Source organism: Streptomyces sp. NPDC058985, assembly GCF_042740985.1.
Taxonomy (GTDB): domain Bacteria; phylum Actinomycetota; class Actinomycetes; order Streptomycetales; family Streptomycetaceae; genus Streptomyces.
Genome location: NZ_JBHYJX010000035.1, coordinates 1 through 18,892, shown reverse-complemented (window position 1 = coordinate 18,892; position 18,892 = coordinate 1). Strand labels below are relative to the sequence as shown.

Annotated in this window: 7 protein-coding genes and 1 pseudogene; 5 read left to right on the top strand and 3 right to left on the bottom strand. The window is 73.2% G+C overall.

Annotated features, from left to right (window positions below):
- Positions 1-317 precede the first annotated feature (317 nt).
- From ACFW01_RS26540 to ACFW01_RS26525, 4 genes are all read left to right on the top strand, one after another.
- Positions 318-10,793: a non-ribosomal peptide synthetase gene (locus ACFW01_RS26540; RefSeq protein ID WP_234955678.1), complete on the top strand. Its 10,476-nt coding sequence runs from the start codon at positions 318-320 to the stop codon at positions 10,791-10,793.
- A 91-nt stretch (positions 10,794-10,884) separates the two neighbouring features.
- Positions 10,885-11,088 (top strand): MbtH family protein, encoded by a 204-nt coding sequence (locus ACFW01_RS26535; RefSeq protein WP_234955676.1) that lies wholly within the window; start codon positions 10,885-10,887, stop codon positions 11,086-11,088.
- Between the two features lie 101 nt (positions 11,089-11,189).
- Positions 11,190-12,254, top strand: coding sequence for an ATP-binding cassette domain-containing protein (locus ACFW01_RS26530; protein ID WP_384507267.1), 1,065 nt, complete (start codon positions 11,190-11,192; stop codon positions 12,252-12,254).
- Positions 12,242-13,072, top strand: coding sequence for an ABC transporter permease (locus ACFW01_RS26525; RefSeq protein WP_234955672.1), 831 nt, complete (start codon positions 12,242-12,244; stop codon positions 13,070-13,072). Before ACFW01_RS26530 ends, ACFW01_RS26525 begins: the two co-directional genes overlap by 13 nt.
- Positions 13,073-13,151: 79 nt before the next feature.
- On the opposite strand, the gene ACFW01_RS26520 is transcribed toward ACFW01_RS26525, so the two are convergent.
- Positions 13,152-14,351 (bottom strand): S1 family peptidase, encoded by a 1,200-nt coding sequence (locus ACFW01_RS26520; protein WP_234955670.1) that lies wholly within the window; start codon positions 14,349-14,351, stop codon positions 13,152-13,154.
- A gap of 414 nt (positions 14,352-14,765) precedes the next feature.
- On the opposite strand from ACFW01_RS26520, the gene ACFW01_RS26515 reads away from it, so the two are divergent.
- Positions 14,766-15,068 carry a hypothetical protein gene (locus tag ACFW01_RS26515; RefSeq protein ID WP_234955668.1) on the top strand — a complete coding sequence of 101 codons (303 nt, stop codon included), beginning with the start codon at positions 14,766-14,768 and terminating at the stop codon, positions 15,066-15,068.
- Here ACFW01_RS26515 and ACFW01_RS26510 read toward each other — a convergent pair.
- A complete protein-coding gene (locus ACFW01_RS26510) occupies positions 15,046-17,895 on the bottom strand; it encodes a LuxR family transcriptional regulator (protein ID WP_234955666.1) in 2,850 nt (949 codons plus the stop codon). The genes ACFW01_RS26515 and ACFW01_RS26510 overlap by 23 nt on opposite strands.
- A 628-nt stretch (positions 17,896-18,523) precedes the next feature.
- Positions 18,524-18,694, bottom strand: a pseudogene (locus ACFW01_RS26505) (pirin family protein); the annotation flags it as partial.
- Positions 18,695-18,892: the final 198 nt, after the last annotated feature.

Genomic DNA, 18,892 nt, shown 5'->3' with positions numbered 1-18,892 from the left:
GCTCGGAACCGGCGGCGGTGTCGCCCGCGCGCCGTACCTGACCGCGTTGATCCGTAGCCCTCCCCCGAACCGGATGGGTGTACGACGCCACGAGCCGACGGATGTCTGAAATGCCTCTGCCACTGGCGTGAAGGGGACTTCATACGCACCAGTAACAAATCATGTCCTGCATCACACACCAATCCACAGGCCCCATGCGTCGCGGATCAATCACGACAAGCAGTGCGGCGAGGGCTTCGCGTCCGCACTGGCCGAGGTGAGATCGGGAGGGTGGTCGACGGTGTCGGCACGGGTCGCTCTGGTACTGGGGCGGGAACATGACTGATCAGGACTCCGCCAGGCTGCCACTGACGGCCGCACAGGAATCGCTGTGGTTCGCCCATCACATGCGGCCACTCGATCCCGCTTTCACCATCGCCGAATACGTGGACATCGAGGGGGAGTTGGACCTCGGCACGCTGCGCCGGTCGGTCGCTCTCGTCTCGCGGGAGGTCGAGGCGCTGCGCACGACGATTCCCGACGCGCCGAGCGCCGGGGTGGCCGGCCAGCGCGTCCATTCCCGCCTGAGGCTGGACGTCTCGCTCGTCGACGTGTCCGCGAGTGCGAACGGTGAAGCAGAGGCACTTCGGGCGATGGAGCACCGTCTGGCGACGCCCATCGATGTCACGCGAGGACCGGTGACGGCCCTCACCCTGTACCGGCTGTCGCGCTCCCGCCACCTGTTGTACCTGCGCACGCACCACCTGGTGCTGGACGGCTACGGCGCCGCGGTGGCTCTGGGCCGGATAGCCGAGACGTACGGTCTCCTGGCCGCCGGAAGGGACGTCGCGGCCAACCCGCTCCCGCTCCACCCCCTGGTCTCGGAGTCGCGGGAGTACGCCCGGTCCGCCGAGTACGTCGAGGACGGCGCCTACTGGCGCGACCAGTTGGAAGGCGCCCCCGCGGCCGAACGGCTCACGGACGGCACCGTGGCCCCCGGTTCGGAGGTGCTGCGGCGATCGGCCTTCCTGGACGACGCGAGGTGGCGGCGGCTGCGGGACGGTGCCCGGCGGGGCAGGGTGGCGTGGCCCGCGTTGTTCGTGGCCGGTACGGCCGCCTACACGCACCGGATGCGCGGCGCCCAGGACCTGCTGCTCGGCATGCCGGTGACCGGTCGGCGCAGCCGGACCGCACGGGAGACGCCGGGGATGATGTCCCAGATCGTCCCCTTGAGACTGCGCATGAATCCGGCGGTGTCCGTCCAGGATCTGCTGCGGCAGGTGACGATCGCGATGCGCGGTGCCCTGCGGCATCAACGGTATCCGGTGGAGGAGCTGCGCAGGGAACGCGGACTGACCGGGGGCGACGCCCTGGTGGGGCCTGCGGTGAACGTCCTGGCCTTCGACGAGAACCTGCGGTTCGGGCCGGCTACCGGGACCTTGCACAACCTCTCGCTGGGGCCGGTGGAGGACCTCACGCTGGCCGTGCATCCGGCCGCCGGCGGAGCCGGGGCCCGCGTGGACGTGCTGGCCAACGCGGCCCTCTACGACGAGGCGTCCGCCACGGGGCACCTGGAGCGCATCCTGCGGCTCACCGAGGCACTGGTGGCCGACCTGGACCGCCCGCTGAGCGCTCTGGAGTTCACGGGACCGGACGAGCGGGACCGGATGCTGGCGATGGGCAGCAGCGGGCCGGAGTCCTCACCGGGCACGGTGGTTCCCGTCGACACCGACGCCGACGACGTCCCGACGCTGCCCGAGGCGCTGCGACGGCTGGCGCGCGAGACACCCGACGCACCGGCCCTCGAGGACGGCGCGCGCACTCTCACGTTCGCCGAGCTGGACCTCGCCGTGGACCGGGCCGCGTCCGCGCTGCGGGCCGACGGCGCCGGCCCGGGCACGACGGTGGCCGTCGCGCTGCCGCGGTCGGTCGACACGGTGGTCGCCCCGCTCGCCGTGCTGCGCAGCGGCGCGGTCTACCTGCCGGTCGACGTCTCCTACCCGGCCGAGCGCATCGCCCATCTGCTGGACGATGCCGCCCCGGTGATCCTGGTCTGCGAGACCGACGGCCCGGTCGCGGGCATGGCCCCCGCCGGCACCGCCGTACGGCGCCTGTCGCACTCCCCCGACGCCTCATCCGGGCTCCCGTTCGCAGGCCCGCGTCCCGGGGACGCCGCCTACCTCATCTACACGTCCGGTTCCACGGGCCGCCCCAAGGGGGTACTGGTGGAGCACCGGTCGATCAGCACCCTGCTGGCCCACCACCGCCAGGAGTCGCACGCGAGCGCGGAACTGGCCCAGGGACGCCGGCTGCGCGTCGCGCTCACGGCCGCGACCTCCTTCGACGCCTCCTGGGATCCGCTGCTGTGGATGCTCGGGGGCCACCATCTGCACATCGTGGACGACGCCACGCGCCGCGACCCGGAGGCACTGGTCGGCTTCCTGCGCACCGAGCGGATCGACGTCATCGAGACCACTCCCAGCTTCCTCCAGCAGCTACTGGCCGCCGGTCTCACCGCCGAGGGCCCCGGACCGGACGGCGGCCGCGGCCACCGGCCCCTGGTCATCGCGCTGGGTGGCGAGCCGGTCAACGGCGAACTGTGGCAGCGGCTCTCCGCGGAGCAGGGCCTGCTGGCCTACAACTTCTACGGGCCGACCGAGACCACGGTCGACGCTGTCACCGCCCGCGTCCGGGGCACCGAGCCCGTCATCGGGCGGCCGGTCCGCGGAGCCCGCTCCTACGTGCTCGACGCCGCCCTGCGGCTGCTGCCGTACGGGGTGACCGGTGAGCTGTATCTGGCGGGCGACGGGGTGGCCCGCGGCTACACCGGACAACCGGGGCTGACCGCCGACCGGTTCCTCGCGGACCCCTTCGGGGCCCCCGGGGCACGCATGTACCGCACCGGGGACCTGGTGCGGTGGCACGAGAACGGCTCGCTGGAGTTCGCCGGCCGCAGCGACACCCAGATCAAGATCCGCGGGCAGCGGGTCGAGGCCGGCGAGATCGAGTCGGCGCTCACCGCGCTGCCCGGAATCGCGCAGGCGGCGGTCGTTCTGCGCGATGCCGGACCGGGCGCGGAGACCCTGGCCGCCTACCTCGTTGCGACGACGGACGACGCGGGCGCCGACGTGCGGTCCGACCAGCGCCGGGTCCGCGACGCCCTGGCCGCCGCACTGCCGCAGCACATGGTGCCCGCGGCGTACGCGGTCACCGACCGGCTCCCGCTGACCCCCAACGGCAAGCTGGACACCCGCTCCCTCCCCGAAGCCGCGGCCGTCACCACGGGTCCCGGGGCTCCGCCGCGCACGCCCACCGAGAGAGCGGTCCACGCGGCGATGGCGGACCTCCTCGGTGTGGACGGGATCGGGCGGGACGACGACTTCTTCTCACTCGGCGGCCACTCGCTGCTGGCCACCGGGCTGCTGACCGACGTGGCGGAGCGCACCGGCGTACGGTTGCCGGTGCGTGCGGTCTTCGAGGCGCCGACCGTGGCGGGTCTCGCCGCGCTGGTCGACGCGGACCGGCGGTCACCACGGTCGGGCAACGCCCCGGACGGCGCCGGCGTCGTCGCGCGGCGCCCCGCGCGGCTTCCGCTCTCCGCCGCCCAGCACCGGCTGTGGCTGCTGGAGCGCATGGGCGAGGGGGGTACCCGCTACCACATACCCGTCGCCGTCCGGCTGGACGGCGACCTCGATGTCCCCGCTCTTCAGGCGGCCTTCGCCGACCTGCTGGCGCGGCACGAGAGCCTGCGCACGGTCTACCCGGAGGACACCTCAGGACCGCACCAGGTCGTGCTGCCGGCCGACGAGTGCGGCATCGCGCTGCGGACCGGGGCCGCGGCCCCGGACGGCAGGCGCCCCGAGGACTTCCCCGCTCCCGATTTCGACCTCGCCCGACGGCCTCCCGTGCACGCCCTTCTGGTTCCGGTGACGGAGTCCTCCGGGGGCGGCGCCGACTCGCATCTGCTCTTGCTGACCCTGCATCACATCGTCGCCGACGGCTGGTCGATGAGTCCCTTGGTGCGCGACCTGAGCGACGCCTACCGGGCACGCGTCGACGGGCACGCACCGCGGTGGCGGCCGCTGCCCGCCCAGTACCCGGACTACGCCCTGGGACAGCAGGCCCGGCTCGGCGACCGGAACGACCCCGGCTCGCTCTCGGCCCGGCAGCTGGCGGAGTCACGGACGGCGCTGGAGGGCCTGCCGCCCGAACTGCCACTCCCCCACGACCGTCCCCGGCCGGAACGGGGCACGTTCCGCGGCGGCCGGGTGCCGGTGCGCCTGGACGCCGCCGAGCACCGCGCACTCGTCTCGCTGGCCCGGGACGCGGGGGTCAGTCCGTTCATGGTCCTGCACGGGGTGCTCGCCACTCTGCTGCACCGGCTGGGCGGCGGAGACGACATCGTGGTCGGCACCCCGGTGGCGGGACGCGACGAGGAGGCTTTCCACGACGTCGTGGGATTCTTCGTCAACACCCTCGTCCTGCGCGTCGATGCCGGCGGCGACCCGACCTTCCGAGAGTTGCTGCGCCGGGTACGCGCGACGGATCTGAGCGCGTACGCGAGGCAGGATCTGCCGTTCGAGCAGCTGGTCGAGGGGCTGGCCCCGGAGCGGTCGCTGTCGCGGCACCCGCTCTTCCAGGTGATGCTCGCCCTGAACAACACCGGCGCTCCCCGGCTCGATCTGCCCGGAGTGCACGCACGGCCGCTCCGGGCCGAGAGGACGACCGCCAAGTTCGACCTCACCTGGGACCTCACGGAGCTGCACGACGCGGACGGCGGTCCCGGCGGGCTGACGGGCGAGGTCGAGTACAGCGCCGAACTCTTCGACGAGAGCACGGTGCGACGCTTCGCCGACCACTTCGTGCGGCTGCTGCGGTCGGCGGTGGATGCCCCCGGGACGCGGCTGGGCAGCCTCGGGATGCTCACGGAGGATCAGCGGCTCGCGGCCCTCGACCAGCACACGCGGGACGGTTCCGAGGAGGCCGGACACGAGCTGGTGCAGAGCGTCTGCGACGTCCTGGAGACACAGGCCGCGGTGACCCCCGGCCGCACCGCGGTCGCCGACCAGGACGGCACGATGTCGTTCGGCGAACTGACCACCGAACTGCACGCCGTCGCCCGCCGTCTGACCGCTGCCGGCGTCGGCCCGGGTGACCGGGTCGCCGTGGCGCTGCCCCGGTCGGCGCGGCAGATCGCCGCCGTCTTCGGCGTGCTGCGCGCCGGAGCGGTGTACGTACCGCTCGACCCGTCGCACCCGGCCGGGCGCAACGCGCGGATCCTGGAATCCGCACGCCCCGCGCTGCTGCTCACCGAGCGGGCCTGCGCGCCGTCCCTCCCCGCTTCGCGCACGCCCGCGCTGTACCTGGACGAGGCGCCCGGCGTCGGCGGCGCCTGCGGAACGCTGCCGCCCGACGGGCCGAGGGGAGCCGACCCCGCCTACGTGCTGTACACCTCCGGCTCCACGGGCCGGCCCAAGGGCGTCGTCGTCGAGCACCGCGCGCTCACGAACCTGCTGCGTCACCACGGACGCCATCTGATCGAACCCGCGGAACGGGACAACAACCAGCGGCCTCTGCGCGTGGCGCTGACGGCGGCGGCGACCTTCGACGCCTCCTGGGATCCGATGCTGTGGATGGCCGCCGGTCACGAGCTGCACCTGGTCGACGACCTGACCCGGCGCGACCCGGAGGCACTGGTGCGCTTGCTGCAGGAACGGCGCATCGACGTGATCGAGACGACACCGTCCTTCCTCGAACAACTGCGCCTCTGCGGCCTGTTCGCACCGGGAAGGCCCTGGCCGCGCGTCGTGGCCCTCGGCGGGGAGGCGGTGCGGGAGAAGCAGTGGAGCGAACTCGCGGAGCTGCCCGGTGTGGCCCTGTGGAACCTCTACGGGCCGACCGAGACGACCGTGGACAGCGTGATCGCCCCCATCACCCCCGGTGGCGGTGTCACGATCGGCCACGCGGTCACCGGTATGCGGGCCCGGGTGCTGGACGCCCGGCTGGCACCCGCGGCGCCGGGCGTCACGGGTGAGCTGTACCTCGCCGGAGCCGGAGTGGCCCGGGGGTACGACGGGGCCACGGGCCTGACCGCCGACCGGTTCCTCGCGGACCCCTACGGTCCGGCCGGCAGCCGCATGTACCGCACCGGCGACCTGGTACGACGTCGGCCGGACCACTCCCTCGTCTTCGTGGGCCGTACGGACGCCCAGGTCAAGGTGCGTGGGTTCCGCGTCGAGACGGGAGAGGTCGAGGCCGCGCTCACCGCACACCCCGCCGTCCGCCAAGCGGTGGTGACCGTTCGCGAGACCGGGGACGGCGGCACTCTGGCCGCCTGGGCCGTTCCGGAGACCGATGCCCGGCCGACACCCACGCAACTGCGGACGTTCCTCGCGGACCGCCTCCCCGGCTACATGACGCCCTCGCATCTCACCCTGGTACCGGACATCCCGCTGACCGTGCACGGCAAGACGGATTTCGCCGCACTCCCGGACCCCGGCCCGGCGGAGCAGGGGGCGGGCGAGCGTCCGCGCACCCCGCAGGAGGAGATCCTCTGCGCCCTGTTCGCGGAGTGCCTGGGCAGCGGGCCCGTCGGCCGCGACGCGGACTTCTTCGCGCTCGGCGGCCACTCGCTGCTGGCCACCCGCGTGGTCAACCGGGTGAGGAGCGCTTTCGGCGTCGAGATTCCGGTGCGTGCCCTGTTCGAGGACCCCACGCCCGCAGGTCTCGCCCGGCACCTCGACGGGGCCGGGCACAGCCACCCGTCACTGCACCGCCGCCCGGACCGGCCGGCGGAACCGCCCCTGTCCTTCGCACAGCACCGGCTGTGGTTCCTGAACCGGATGCACACCGACGACGCCTCCTACAACCTGCCGATGGCGGTCGGCCTGCGAGGGCGCCTGGACATACCCGCACTGCGCGGCGCGCTGGGCGACGTGGTGGCCCGGCACGAAAGCCTGCGGACGGTCTTCCGTGAGGCAGGCGACCGAAGCGGCTCGCCGGTCCAGCGTGTCCTGTCCCCGGGCGAGAGCCGTCCCGCACTCACCGTCACGCGGTGCGCGGCCGAGGAAGTACCGCGGTTGCTGGTCAGGTCCGCCCGCGAGGGGTTCGACCTGGCCGAAGACCTGCCGCTGCGCGCCGAGCTGCTGCGCACCGGGGCCGAGGACCACACCCTGCTGCTGACGGCGCACCACATCGCGGCCGACGGCTGGTCCATGGGGCCGCTGGCCCAGGACCTGGCCGCGGCGTACGCCGCCCGGATCAGCGACCGCGCCCCGCAATGGACACCCCTGCCGGTGCAGTACGCCGACTACGCGCTGTGGCAGCGTGACCTCCTGGGCGGCCCCGACGACCCGGACAGCGTGCACGCACGGCAACTGGCCCATTGGCGGGCCGTCCTGGCCGGCGCACCGGTCGAGATGCCCCTGCCCGCCGATCGGCCCCGTCCGGACATCGGCTCCGGACGCGGCGGCAACGTCGCGCTGCCGCTCACCGGCAGCGACGGCCGGCGGCTCGCGGAGCTGGCCCGGGGCGAGGGGGCCAGTACCTTCATGGCGCTGCACGCCGTACTGGCGGCGCTGCTCGACCGTTTCGGAGCCGGTGAGGACATCGTCGTCGGCAGTCCGGTGGCCGGGCGTACCGACGAGGCCCTCGCCGGTCTCGTGGGCTTCTTCGTCAACACCCTGACCCTGCGGGTGCGCACCGAGGGCGACCCCAGTTTCCGCGCCCTTCTGGACAGGGCCCGGGAGGCCGACCTGGCCGCGTACGCGCACCAGGACCTGCCGTTCGAGTCGCTGGTGGAAGACCTGGCACCGCCGCGCTCCCTGTCCCGGCACCCGCTGTTCCAGGTGATGCTCTCCCTCAACAACGCGGGCCGGCCCGCACTCGATCTGCCCGGTCTGCGCGCCGAGGTGCGGGGGGTGGACACGGCCGCGGCCAAGTTCGACCTGTCGTTCAACTTCTCCGAGCAGTCCGGCGAAGGGGAGCTGACCGGCGAGCTGGAGTTCGCCCGCGACCTCTTCGACGACGCCACCGCCCGGGGCCTCGCCGACGCCTTCGTGGCCCTGCTCCGGCTGGTCGTGGCGGAGCCCGACGCACCCCTGTCCGGGCACGATCCGCTCGACGCGCCCCGGCGGGCCGACCAGCCGGACCGCGGCCGGGGTGCGCCGGCCACCCCCCGGTACCCGACCGTGGTCGCGGGCTTCGCGGCCACGGCCGGGGCGGCGCGGAGCAGCGACATCGCGGTGCGCGGCAAAGCGCACGCGCTCTCCTTCTCCGAATTGCACCAGGACAGCGCCCGGCTGGCTCATCTGCTGCGGAACCGCGGAGTGGGCAAGGGCCGGTCGGTCGCCGTGCTGCTTCCGCGCTCCGCCGAGTCCGTCACCGCGCTGCTCGGAGTACTGACCGCCGGCGGTGTCTACGCCCCGCTCGACGACTCCCTCCCGCCGGCCAGGATCGGCGCCGTACTCGCGGACGCCCGGCCGACCGCGGTACTGGCGACGTCGGCGACCGCCGACAGGATCCCCGACGGGCCCTGGCAGACCGTCCTGCTGGACGCCACCCACACCCGGGCAGAACTTGCCGCCCTCCCCGGCGACCCACCGGCCGGCTCGGCGCCGGGGCCCCGCGACGCGGCCTACGTGCTGCACACCTCGGGCTCCACCGGCCGCCCCAAGGGCGTCGTCGTGGAGCACCGGTCCCTGGCCCAGCTGTGGGAGCACCACCGGCACGCGCTGTTCGAACCGGCCCGCGCCTCGACCGGACGGCACAGGCTGCGGGTGGCCCTCACCGCCTCGCTGTCGTTCGACGCATCCTGGGATCCCGTGCTGTGGATGCTCGACGGGCACGAACTGCTGGTCGTCGACAACGACACCCGCCGCGACCCGGCGGCCCTCGTCCGGGCCGTACGCGAGGAACGCGTCGACGTCCTGGAGACCACGCCGAGCCACGCGGCGGCCCTGCTGGACGCCGGCCTGTGCGACGCGGACGCCTCCGGGCACCGGCCCGCCGTCCTCGCCCTGGGCGGCGAGGCGGTGCCACCCGGCCTGTGGCAACGGCTGCGTGACGTTCCCGGTCTCACCGTCTGGAACCTCTACGGTCCCACCGAGGCCACCGTGGACACCCTGTACGCGGGTCTGCACGAGACGGACCGCCCCGTCCTCGGTGATCCCGTCTCGGGTACCCGCTGCCACGTCCTCGACCGCTTCCTGCGCCCGGCCGCACCGAACGCGACCGGCGAGCTGTACCTGGCCGGCACGAGTCTGGCCCGCGGCTACCTCGGGCGGCCCGCCGAGACCGCCGCGCGCTTCGTTCCGGACCCGTTCGGCCCGCCGGGTGAGCGCATGTACCGCACCGGAGACCTCGTACGCCGCACCGCGGACGGCCGGCTGGAGTTCCGCGGCCGGGCGGACGGCCAGCTCAAGGTGCGCGGCTTCCGTGTGGAACCGGACGAGATCGTCGCGGCGCTGGAACGGCAGCCCGGAATATCCCGGGCTGCCGTGGCCCTGCGCTCCGTGGGGTCGGCGGACGCCCACGGCACGGCGCAGCTGGTCGCCTACGTGGTGCCCGACGACGCCGTCGCGACGGCCACCGGACCGGCGGCGCCGGACCGCGAGACGCTGCGCGCGGCCCTCTCGGCCGAGTTGCCCGGGTACATGGTTCCCGCCGCGTTCGTCGCCCTCTCGGCGCTGCCCCTCACCGCGAACGGCAAGCTGGACGGCGACGCCCTCCCGGCACCGGGCGAGGAGCACCTGGCCCGCACGACGGGCCGGCCGCCCGCCGGACCGCGCGAGGACCTGCTGTGCGCGCTGTTCGCGGAGACCCTGGGTGTCGAGCGGTGCTGGTCCGACGACGACTTCTTCGGCCTCGGCGGGCATTCCCTGCTGGCCGCCCGCCTGCTGGCCCGCGTCCGGGACGCCACCGGGATCGATCTCGGCATCAGGGAGCTGTTCGAGACACCGACTCCGGCCGGCCTCGCGACCGCGCTCACGGCGCACGAGGAGGGCACGGGCGCCGGCCGGCCGGGCGCCGACCTGGCCTGCCTGCTGCCGCTGCGCGCCAACGGCGGCCTCCCGCCGCTGTTCTGCGTGCATCCGGCCGGCGGCCTGGCATGGTCCTACGCGGGTCTGCTCCAGCACATCGCCGACCGGCCGGTGTACGGACTCCAGACGCCGAACCTGGACGGTACGCGGCCGTTCCCGGACAGCATCGAGGCGATGGCGGCCCACTACATCGCCCAACTGCGCACGGTGCAGCCGCACGGCCCCTACCGGCTGCTCGGCTGGTCCTTCGGCGGCAACGTCGTCCAGGAGATCGCCGTCCAGCTCCAGGAGGCGGGTGAGGAGGTCGCCCTGCTGGCCGTCATGGACGCCTTCCCCGTGCCCCCGGCCGACGGTCTGGAGGACGCCGGACGCGAGGTCGTCTTCCGCGCCCTGCTGACCGCTCTCGGCCTCGACCTGTCCGCGTGGGACCCCGACGCACCACTGGACGCGGCAGCGGTACGGGACGCGCTGCGCGACACCGGCAGCCCTCTCGGGGCGCTGCCGCCGGAGGCCATCGAGACCATGGTCGGCAACTTCGCCGACCAGGCCCGGCTCATGCGCCCGTACGTCCCACGGACGTTCCACGGGGACGTGCTCTTCTTCCGCGCCACGGAGGAGGACCCGGCCAACGGCCTTGCTCCCGGCCTGTGGGCCCCGTACCTCGACGGCACCCTGCGGGTGCACGACGTGGCGTGCGGGCACGCCCAGATGCTCCGTCCCGACTCCCGGGCCGTCATCGGCCCCGTCCTCGACGCGGCGCTCCGCGCCACGTGACCAGGGCTCCCTCGGACGGCCTCGTCCGGAGTCCGACATCCCCCTCCCCCACCACCACACACACCCACTGACACAGGAGAGCGTCCTCACCATGACCAACCCCTTCGACGACCCCGCCGTCCAGCACCGCGTCCTGGTCAACGACGAGGGCCAGCACTCCCTGTGGCCCGAGTTCGCCGACGTACCCGCGGGCTGGCGACCCGTGCACGGGCCCGCCACCCGCGAGGCGTGCATCGCGTATGTGGACGCCCACTGGACGGACCTCACCCCCCGCAGCGCGCTGGCCGCCCGATGAACGCACCCGGAGCGAACCTCCTCGGCCCGCTCAGGCAGCCCCTGCCTCGGCAGGAGTACGCCGCTCGGGAGCCCGCACCTCCCGGAGAAAGGGACGCGATCGTGGCCGAGGGCCTCACCCGCAGTTTCGGCGGCCGCCGGGCGCTCGCAGGCATCGACCTGCGGGCCCCGGCGGGCAGCGTGCTCGGCCTGCTCGGCCCCAACGGCGCGGGCAAGACCACCACCGTGCGCATCCTCACCACGCTGCTCCGCCCGGACGGAGGCCGGGCCGCGGTCGCCGGACACGACGTCGGCGACGAACCCGAGGCCGTGCGTGAACGCATCGGTCTGTCCGGCCAGTTCGCCGCCGTCGACGAACGCCTGACCGCCCGCGAGAACCTCTGCCTCGTCGCCCGGCTGTACGGCATGAGCCGCGCGGCGGCCCGCCGCCGCGCGGGGGACCTGCTCGACCGGTTCGCGCTCACCGACGCCGCGGACCAGCCGAGCGGCGGCTTCTCCGGCGGCATGCGCCGCCGGCTGGATCTCGCGGGCGCCCTGACCGCCCGTCCGGCCGTCGTCTTCCTCGACGAGCCCACCACCGGACTCGACCCACGTGGCCGCGCCGACACGTGGCAGGCCGTGCGGGACCTGGTGGCGGACGGCACCACCGTCCTGCTCACCACGCAGTACCTCGAGGAGGCAGATCAACTGGCGGACTCCATAGCCGTCATCGACCACGGCCGTGTCATCGCCCGCGGCACCGCGGGCGAGCTGAAGGAGGCCGTGGGCGGGGACCGGATCACCCTGAGCCCGGCGGTGCCGGGGACCGCGGGCGCGATCGCCGGGGTGCTCGCCGCCCTGGGCCCGTACCAGCCGGAGACGGACCCGCGCACCGGCCAGGTGTCGGTGGCCACCGACCACGGCGCATCGGCGCTGCAGCGCGCCCTTTCCGCGCTGGAGACGGCGGACCTCGGCGTGCGGGACGTCTCCCTCGCGCCCCCCACCCTCGACGATGTCTTCCTGGCACTCACCGGCAGGCCACGGGCGCCCGGCGGCTCCGCCGAGGACCTCGGGACACGGGGACACGATCCCGCGGAGCACCACGACCGCGAGCACGGCGGTCAGGACACGGCCGGGCCCCGGCGCCGCCTCGGACGGCGGAAGGGAGCCCACGCATGGCGACGCTGAACCCGACGGCCCGGAAGCCGGGCGGACCGGTGGGCACCATCCGCGACGGTCTGCTGATCGCGGAGCGCAACCTGCTCAACCTGCGGCGGACGCCCGGGGCCGTCATCGCCGCGCTCGTCCAGCCGCTGATGTTCGTCCTGCTGCTCGCCTACGTCTTCGGCGGCAGCCTCGGTGGTGCCGAGTACCGCTCGTTCCTGATGGGCGGGATCTTCGCCCAGGCGGTCACCTTCAACGCCTCGTTCACGGCCATCGGGCTCGCCGCCGACATGGACAAGGGCATGGTCGACCGCTTCCGCGCGCTGCCCATGCCGCGCGGCTCCGTGATCCTCGGCCGCACCCTGTCCGACCTCACGATGAGCGCCGTCACGCTCACCGTCACCTCGCTGTGCGGGCTCCTGGTCGGCTGGCGGATCGAGGGGCCGGTGCTGGACGCCGTGGCCGCCTATGCCCTGATCCTGTTCTTCGCCTTCGCCATGTCCTGGGTCGGAGCGACGATCGGCCTCATGGCGCGCAGCGTCGAGGTCGCGCAGAGCGCCGGGCTCGTGTGGCTCTTCCCCGTCACCTTCGTCTCGGGCGCCTTCGTCTCCGTCACCACGATGCCCGGCCCGCTGCGCACGGTCGCCGAGTGGAACCCGGTCTCCGCGACCGCGACGGCCGCCCGCTCGCTCTTCGGCAACCAGTCCCCGCCGGCCGTCGTCCCACCGGACTCCTGGCCGGTCCAGCACGCGACCGCCTACGCGCTGCTGAGCACCTGCGCGATCATCGCCTTCTTCATGCCACTGGCCGTCAGCCGCTACCGACGCGTCGCCCGGGGCTGACGGGGCCCCCGCGGCCGGCAGCCGGGGCCGCTCGTCAGTGACTCACGAGCGGCCCCGGCCGAACCTGCCACGGATGCGCTCAGTTGGAGTTGAGCGTCAGCCCGTAGTAGTTGAGGGCATCGTCGAGCGGCTGGAAGTACGAGGAGCCTCGGGAGTAGACCCCGCCGGTGCACTGCTGGTCGATCGGGCCGCCGGAGGTCATGCCCTGGGCCTGGTTGCCGGAGATGTACGCACCGCCGCTGTCGCCGCCCTCGACGCAGACACTGGAGGTGGCCAGACCGGTGATGACCGTGTCGGGGCCTCCGTTGCGGTCGACGTAGGTGACGGTGTTGTTGTAGGAGCCGATCGTGCCGCAGGTCCAGCCGGTGGTGGCGCCGGACTTGCAGACCGAGGCGCCGGAAGCGGCGCGGCTGCCGCCCTTGACGGCGACCGGGCTGCTGTTGCCCCAGGTGCCGACGCTGGTGGTGATGGAGTGGCCGGGGTTGACGGTCAGGATGCCCATGTCGACGCTGCGGGTGCCGAGGGCGTAGCGGGTCTTGTAGCCCTTGGCGAAGGCCGTCCCGTCGTAGCGCAGGGTGTTCGTGACGCAGTGTCCCGCGGTCACCAGGTACTGGTTGCCCGACCGGTCGCGGGCCCCGTAGCCGACGGAACACCACTGGCTGGTGTTGTTGAACGTCATCTTGCTGCCGGGGTAGATCGCCGCCTTGGCCTCGGCCTTCTCCTCGCCGCGCACGATGCGGACGGCGGAGCCGTGCTCGGCGGCCTTGGCGAGGAACGCCCGAGCGGCTGCTCCCCGGTCGTTGTTGACCTTGACGGTGACCTTGTCGGAGGCCAGGTCCACGGACCAGGCGACCACTCCGGACGGGACCTTCCTGGCGGCGAAGGCGTCCAGTTCTGCCTTCACCTCGTCGAGTGCGGCCCGGCCCCGCGCGGGCACCCGGGCGTCGAGGCCGGCCTTCTCGATCGTCGCCGCCTCGGCGCTGTCGGCGGCGTTGACGGTCAGCTTGCCGGAGGCGTCGAAGAAGGCCCCGTCGCCGGCTATCCCTCTCCTGGCGAGCTCGGCGAGCTTGGCCTGCTGCTTGTCCTGACGGCCCAGACGGTCGGCCGCCGCCTCCTCACTCACTCCGAGCGAGGCGGCCAGCGCCCGGACCATCTCGGGCTGGTAGTGGGGGGTGGCGTCCGTGCCCTGTGCCTGGGCCACGGTCTGGGTTCCCAGAACCGCGGAGGCCGAGAGCACGAAACAGACCGCGGTCAGGCGGTACTTACGAGAGTTGCGCACGTTGATTCCTTCCGGAGTGACAGACAGGAACCCAATGGGGGGTTTACCTCCGGAACGCGACCGCGCCCCGGACAGGAGTAGTTCCTGCCTGACGGCGGGTCAGCAATCCGCCGTGGACCCGAACTATTGCGCAGCGATTTACGGAAATTCAAGAGGCCGGCGGCGGAAAATCTGTTCAGCGGAAATCGTGCCGCCCCGCTGAACAGGTGGAACCCCGTGGGCCGTTGCGGAAGGATAGAGAACCCGCGTTCACCGTGGTATCAGGTCAACGATTTCACGGATACGCAGAAAACCCCGCGCACCGGATACGTATAGGTGATGCCCGGCACCGGATATTCAGGAGGCGAGCCATTCCCTACATTGATGTGACCCATTGAGAAAGCGCACAGAAACGAAGAACAAGGAGCCGGTGCCGTGCCCGACGTCTATTTCGAGGTCCACGTGCCCATCCGGAACTCCGTACGGCCCGAGCAGTGCGGACTCCACGTCTTCACCGGCACGGCCGACACCTGGGCTACAGCCCTCCGTATCGCGCGCGAGACCTGTGACGAGGCAACCGCTGCGCAGCAGGGCGGTCTCCCGCTCCCCGGCCGGCGGCCGGACGGTTGGTCGGCTCTCGGGCTGCGCCCCGGCTGGGTGCTCGACTGGACGGCCGCGACCGTGGACGCATGGGGGCCGCACGGAAGACTTCGGCTCAGCAGATCTCACTTGCCCTGACGGAACGACCGTCCCGGGCCGGCCAGGGGGCGCTCACCGTCTCGGGACCCACTTCCAGTCGGCGGGCCAGGTCACGACGGGAGAGCGCGCCGGTCTTGCGCATGGCGCGGGCGATGTGCTGTTCCACCGTGCGGGGAGAGAGGTGCAGGGTCACGGCGATCTCCCGGTTGGTCAGTCCGGAGGCCGCGAGCTGTGCGACCTCCGACTCCCGGGGGGACAACTCGTCGGCGTGCGAGGGTCGTCCGGGAGGCCGGCCCTTCCTGGCCGGTTGCCTTGTGCGCAGCAGCGCCCTGGTGCGGGCCGCGTCCCAGACGGCACCGAGTTCGGTGAAGCGCTGGGCGCAGGACTCCAGTTCGGCCACCGCCGTCAGGGCGAAGGTGACGCCGGTCGCCGGTTCCGGAGACGTGGCGGTGTGCTCACTTGGCGCGGCCGGGCCGGGACCGGCATCGGTGTGCGCCGCGAGCACGCAGCGCGCGGCTCCCTCCGCCGTCAACGTCTGCGTGTAGGGGCGGGGCAGCTCTCCATAGGCCGCCGAGGCCGCCCGGTACAGCTCTGCGGCCCGGAGCAGGCCGACCCGACGGTCCCGGGACGGCGCCGTGGTTTCGGCGAGTACGGCCCGGCTCCAGGTCAGCGCGGCCCTGGCGGCCGGTGCCCGGCCCGGGCCGAGGCCCTGGGCGAAGTCCTCGACCATGGCCTGCGCCGTGACGCCGTCGCCCGCGCGTACCAGTGCTTCCACGGCCCACGGTGCGAGTTCCGCGGCCCATGGCCACACCCCTTTACCGGCCACCACGGACCAAGCGGCACGCGCCTCGTCCGCCGCCGCCCGCACCTCCTGCCGGGCCAGGGCGAGGCGGGTCAGGGCGCCGGCCGCCGTTGCGGCCAGGGGCACGGGAAGATCCTCCCTGCCGAACGTCCCGCGCTGGGAGAGCCAGGACGCGGCCTCCCCCCAGTCGCCCTGGGCGAGGGCGAGCAGGCCGCGGACGACGTAGGCGTCGGAGGCGATGAGCGGCATGTCGGCGGTCGCCGCGACGAAGTCCTCGCACCGCTTGGCCAGGTCCGGCCACTGGCCGGTCCACCATTCCTGGAGCAGCTGCGCGCCGAGCGCGTTGTGCTCGAAGTAGGGCGCACCGCTCCGTGCGGACAGCTCCCGGCCCTCCGCGAGCAGGTCGGATGCGCGCTCGTGCAGGCCGAGCCACACGGCGGAGTCCGCGGCGTTGCACAGACCGCGTGCCGCCTGCCCGGCGCGGGCGGTGTCGGTGGTGTCCCTGGGCAGCCGACGTACCAGCTCCCAGGCGTCCGTCTCGGCGCAACTCGTCGCCAGGGCGACCCTGTTGGCCAGGACGGCCGTGCGCATCGCGTCATCGCCGCTCGCGTCCGCGGCGGCCATGGCCTTGACCAGCCATTCCCGGTGGATGTCGATGGAGTTGCCCGGCCAGAAGGGGCTGGACAGGGCGCCCATGGCACGTGCGGCCAGGCCGGGGCGTACCTCGCGCAGTTCGGCTGCGGCTGTCTCCAGGGCCCGCCAGCCCTCGGGGTACCGTCCCATCTGGTTGCACAGCATCAGCCCCAGGTCGAGCCGCAGTTCTCCGCGTACGGCCGCGGGAAGCGATCCGTCCTGCACGAGCTGCGCGAGGACTTCCACCGTCTGGTCCGAGCGCAGCCCGGTGACCGCGCTGCGGGCCAGCAGCGGTGCCAGCCGGGCGCGGACCTGGGGCGGGAGGTCCGGGGTGGCCAGCGTCCGCTCCAACAGCGTGATGGCTTCCTGGTGCCGGCTGGCGGCCGCCGCCGACTCGGCGGCCTTCTCCACCGCGTTGATCCATCTGCGGCTCTCGCCGGCCGCCCTGTGGTGGCCGGCCACGGCGGCCCAGGGGACGGGCTGCCTGCGGCCAAGAGCTTTCGCCGCCCGCCGGTGGAGGTCCTGGCGTACGGGCCCGGGCAGGGAGGCTCGCACGGCCGACGTGGCCAGGGGGACGGTGAAGCCGTAGCGGTCTTCGCCGAGTTCCGCGAGTGCCGCGCCCTCCAGGGCTCTCAGCAACGCGGCCCTCCCCGGCACGGGGCCGAGCCCCGACACGGCGAGCAGTTCGTCGCGGCCGACGGGTGCGTCGAGGATGGCGGCCGCCCAGACGACCGGCCGGTCCTCGGGAGCCAGTGCCTGGGTACGGCACAGCACCAGCTCCGCCAGCCGGACCGGCGCGCCGGCCGCCTGCACTTCGACCGCCGTACCGCCGAACGCCGGCCGTCGTTCCCGCAGTTCGGTGAGGAGGTCGACGACCACCCTTGGCACTCCGCCGGTCAGTTGGTGCAGTCTCCGCACCGCTTCGGCCGAACAACCGTCACCCAGCGACTGCACGGCGGCCCGCCGCACGCGTGCCTCGTCCCAGGGCCTGAGCCGGTGCCGGAGTACGGTCATGCGGGCCGGGTACATCATCGGTGGGCCGCCCAGAGGCAGCCCGGGTACGGGCAGTTCCTCGGGGCGGTAGGTCACCGCGGCCGCCGAGCCCGGCCGCAGTCCCTCCAGCATCTGCCGCAGGCGCCGCAGTTCGTCCACGTCCGCCCGGTGGACGTCGTCCACGAGCCAGAGGGCCGGTGTGCCCGGGTGCTCGTCCTCGTGCGGCGGTCCGTCGCCGGCACCGCACCGCCACCACGACCGGGCCGCGTCCGCCGTCTCGGGCAGGCCGGCCAGTTCCTGGAGCAGGTGGCTCTTCCCCGCTCCGGCGGCGCCTTCCACGAACAGCAGCACCGGTTGGGCACGCTCGTCGGCGAGGACGCGGGTCAAGAGCGATCCAGCGAAACCACGCGTAGCGGTCACGCCGTCATCCTCGCTCATCGCCGCACCGTACCAAGACGATCACATCATCGGACATACACAGGAACAGAACGTCCACCGCCTCTACTCGCACGGACCGCGACCCCGCGCCGCGAGTCGGCCACGGCGGGCAGCCCCACCGTCGGCGAACGGCCGGACGTGTACGCCTTTGCCATTCGAGGGTGTACGTGCCCGGGCGTCTGGAGGAGCCTCCGGCGTCGAGCGCGCCGCGGAGCACGCCCGATCGACCGCTGCCCACCCGGCGCGCCATGCCGTCCGGCTCGGGACAGCCGGGGATCGACATGCGTGGCTCGTTCCATACGCCCGGGCACTTCGCCGCCAACCGGGACAGGCAGATTCCCCAGCGACTGCCGGCGGTTCCGCGAGCCCGGAGGCCGACACCCGAAACTAGCCACGGCTGCGCGACCGCGAACATCCGGGTAGGCGGATCCACGGATACTCAATCAACCTCCGGCAGCGGCCTGCGGCTGCCCAGCCGGTCCCAAGACCCTGGAACGGAACGTACCCGCACGCCGGTGGTCGCCGCGCCGGACCTCCCGATGCCCGGCGCCGACGGTGCCGCGCCGCGGGCGCCCGCGGCGGTGTGAGCGCCGCCCCTCAGCCCCGAGTGCCGACGCGTCTCCGCGAGTCAGCGCACTCTTCCTCGCGGTTTCAACGGCAACGGCGGCAGCTCCGGCGCGGCCAGCGGAGCCCCGTCGTACCCCTTGACCTCCCCGAACCGCACCCCCTCCATCCAGTCCCGCCGCGCCTGCTCGATCTCCTCCTGCGACCGTCCGATCCAGTTCCAGAACATATCGAGCCCTGCGCGCATAGCCGCAGGTCAGCGGCACGCCAGCCCTCCGACTCCCAGCAAACCGTCAGCATCGGTCGTGAAGGAGTCAGCAACATGGGGTCCACTGCCCTGGTTCGTGGGATGGGGTCGTTTTTCAAGGGGTGTGAGCATCCGCGGTCGCGGTGGTCGAAGTGTCCGCACCCGTACAGGGTCCGGTATCGGTCG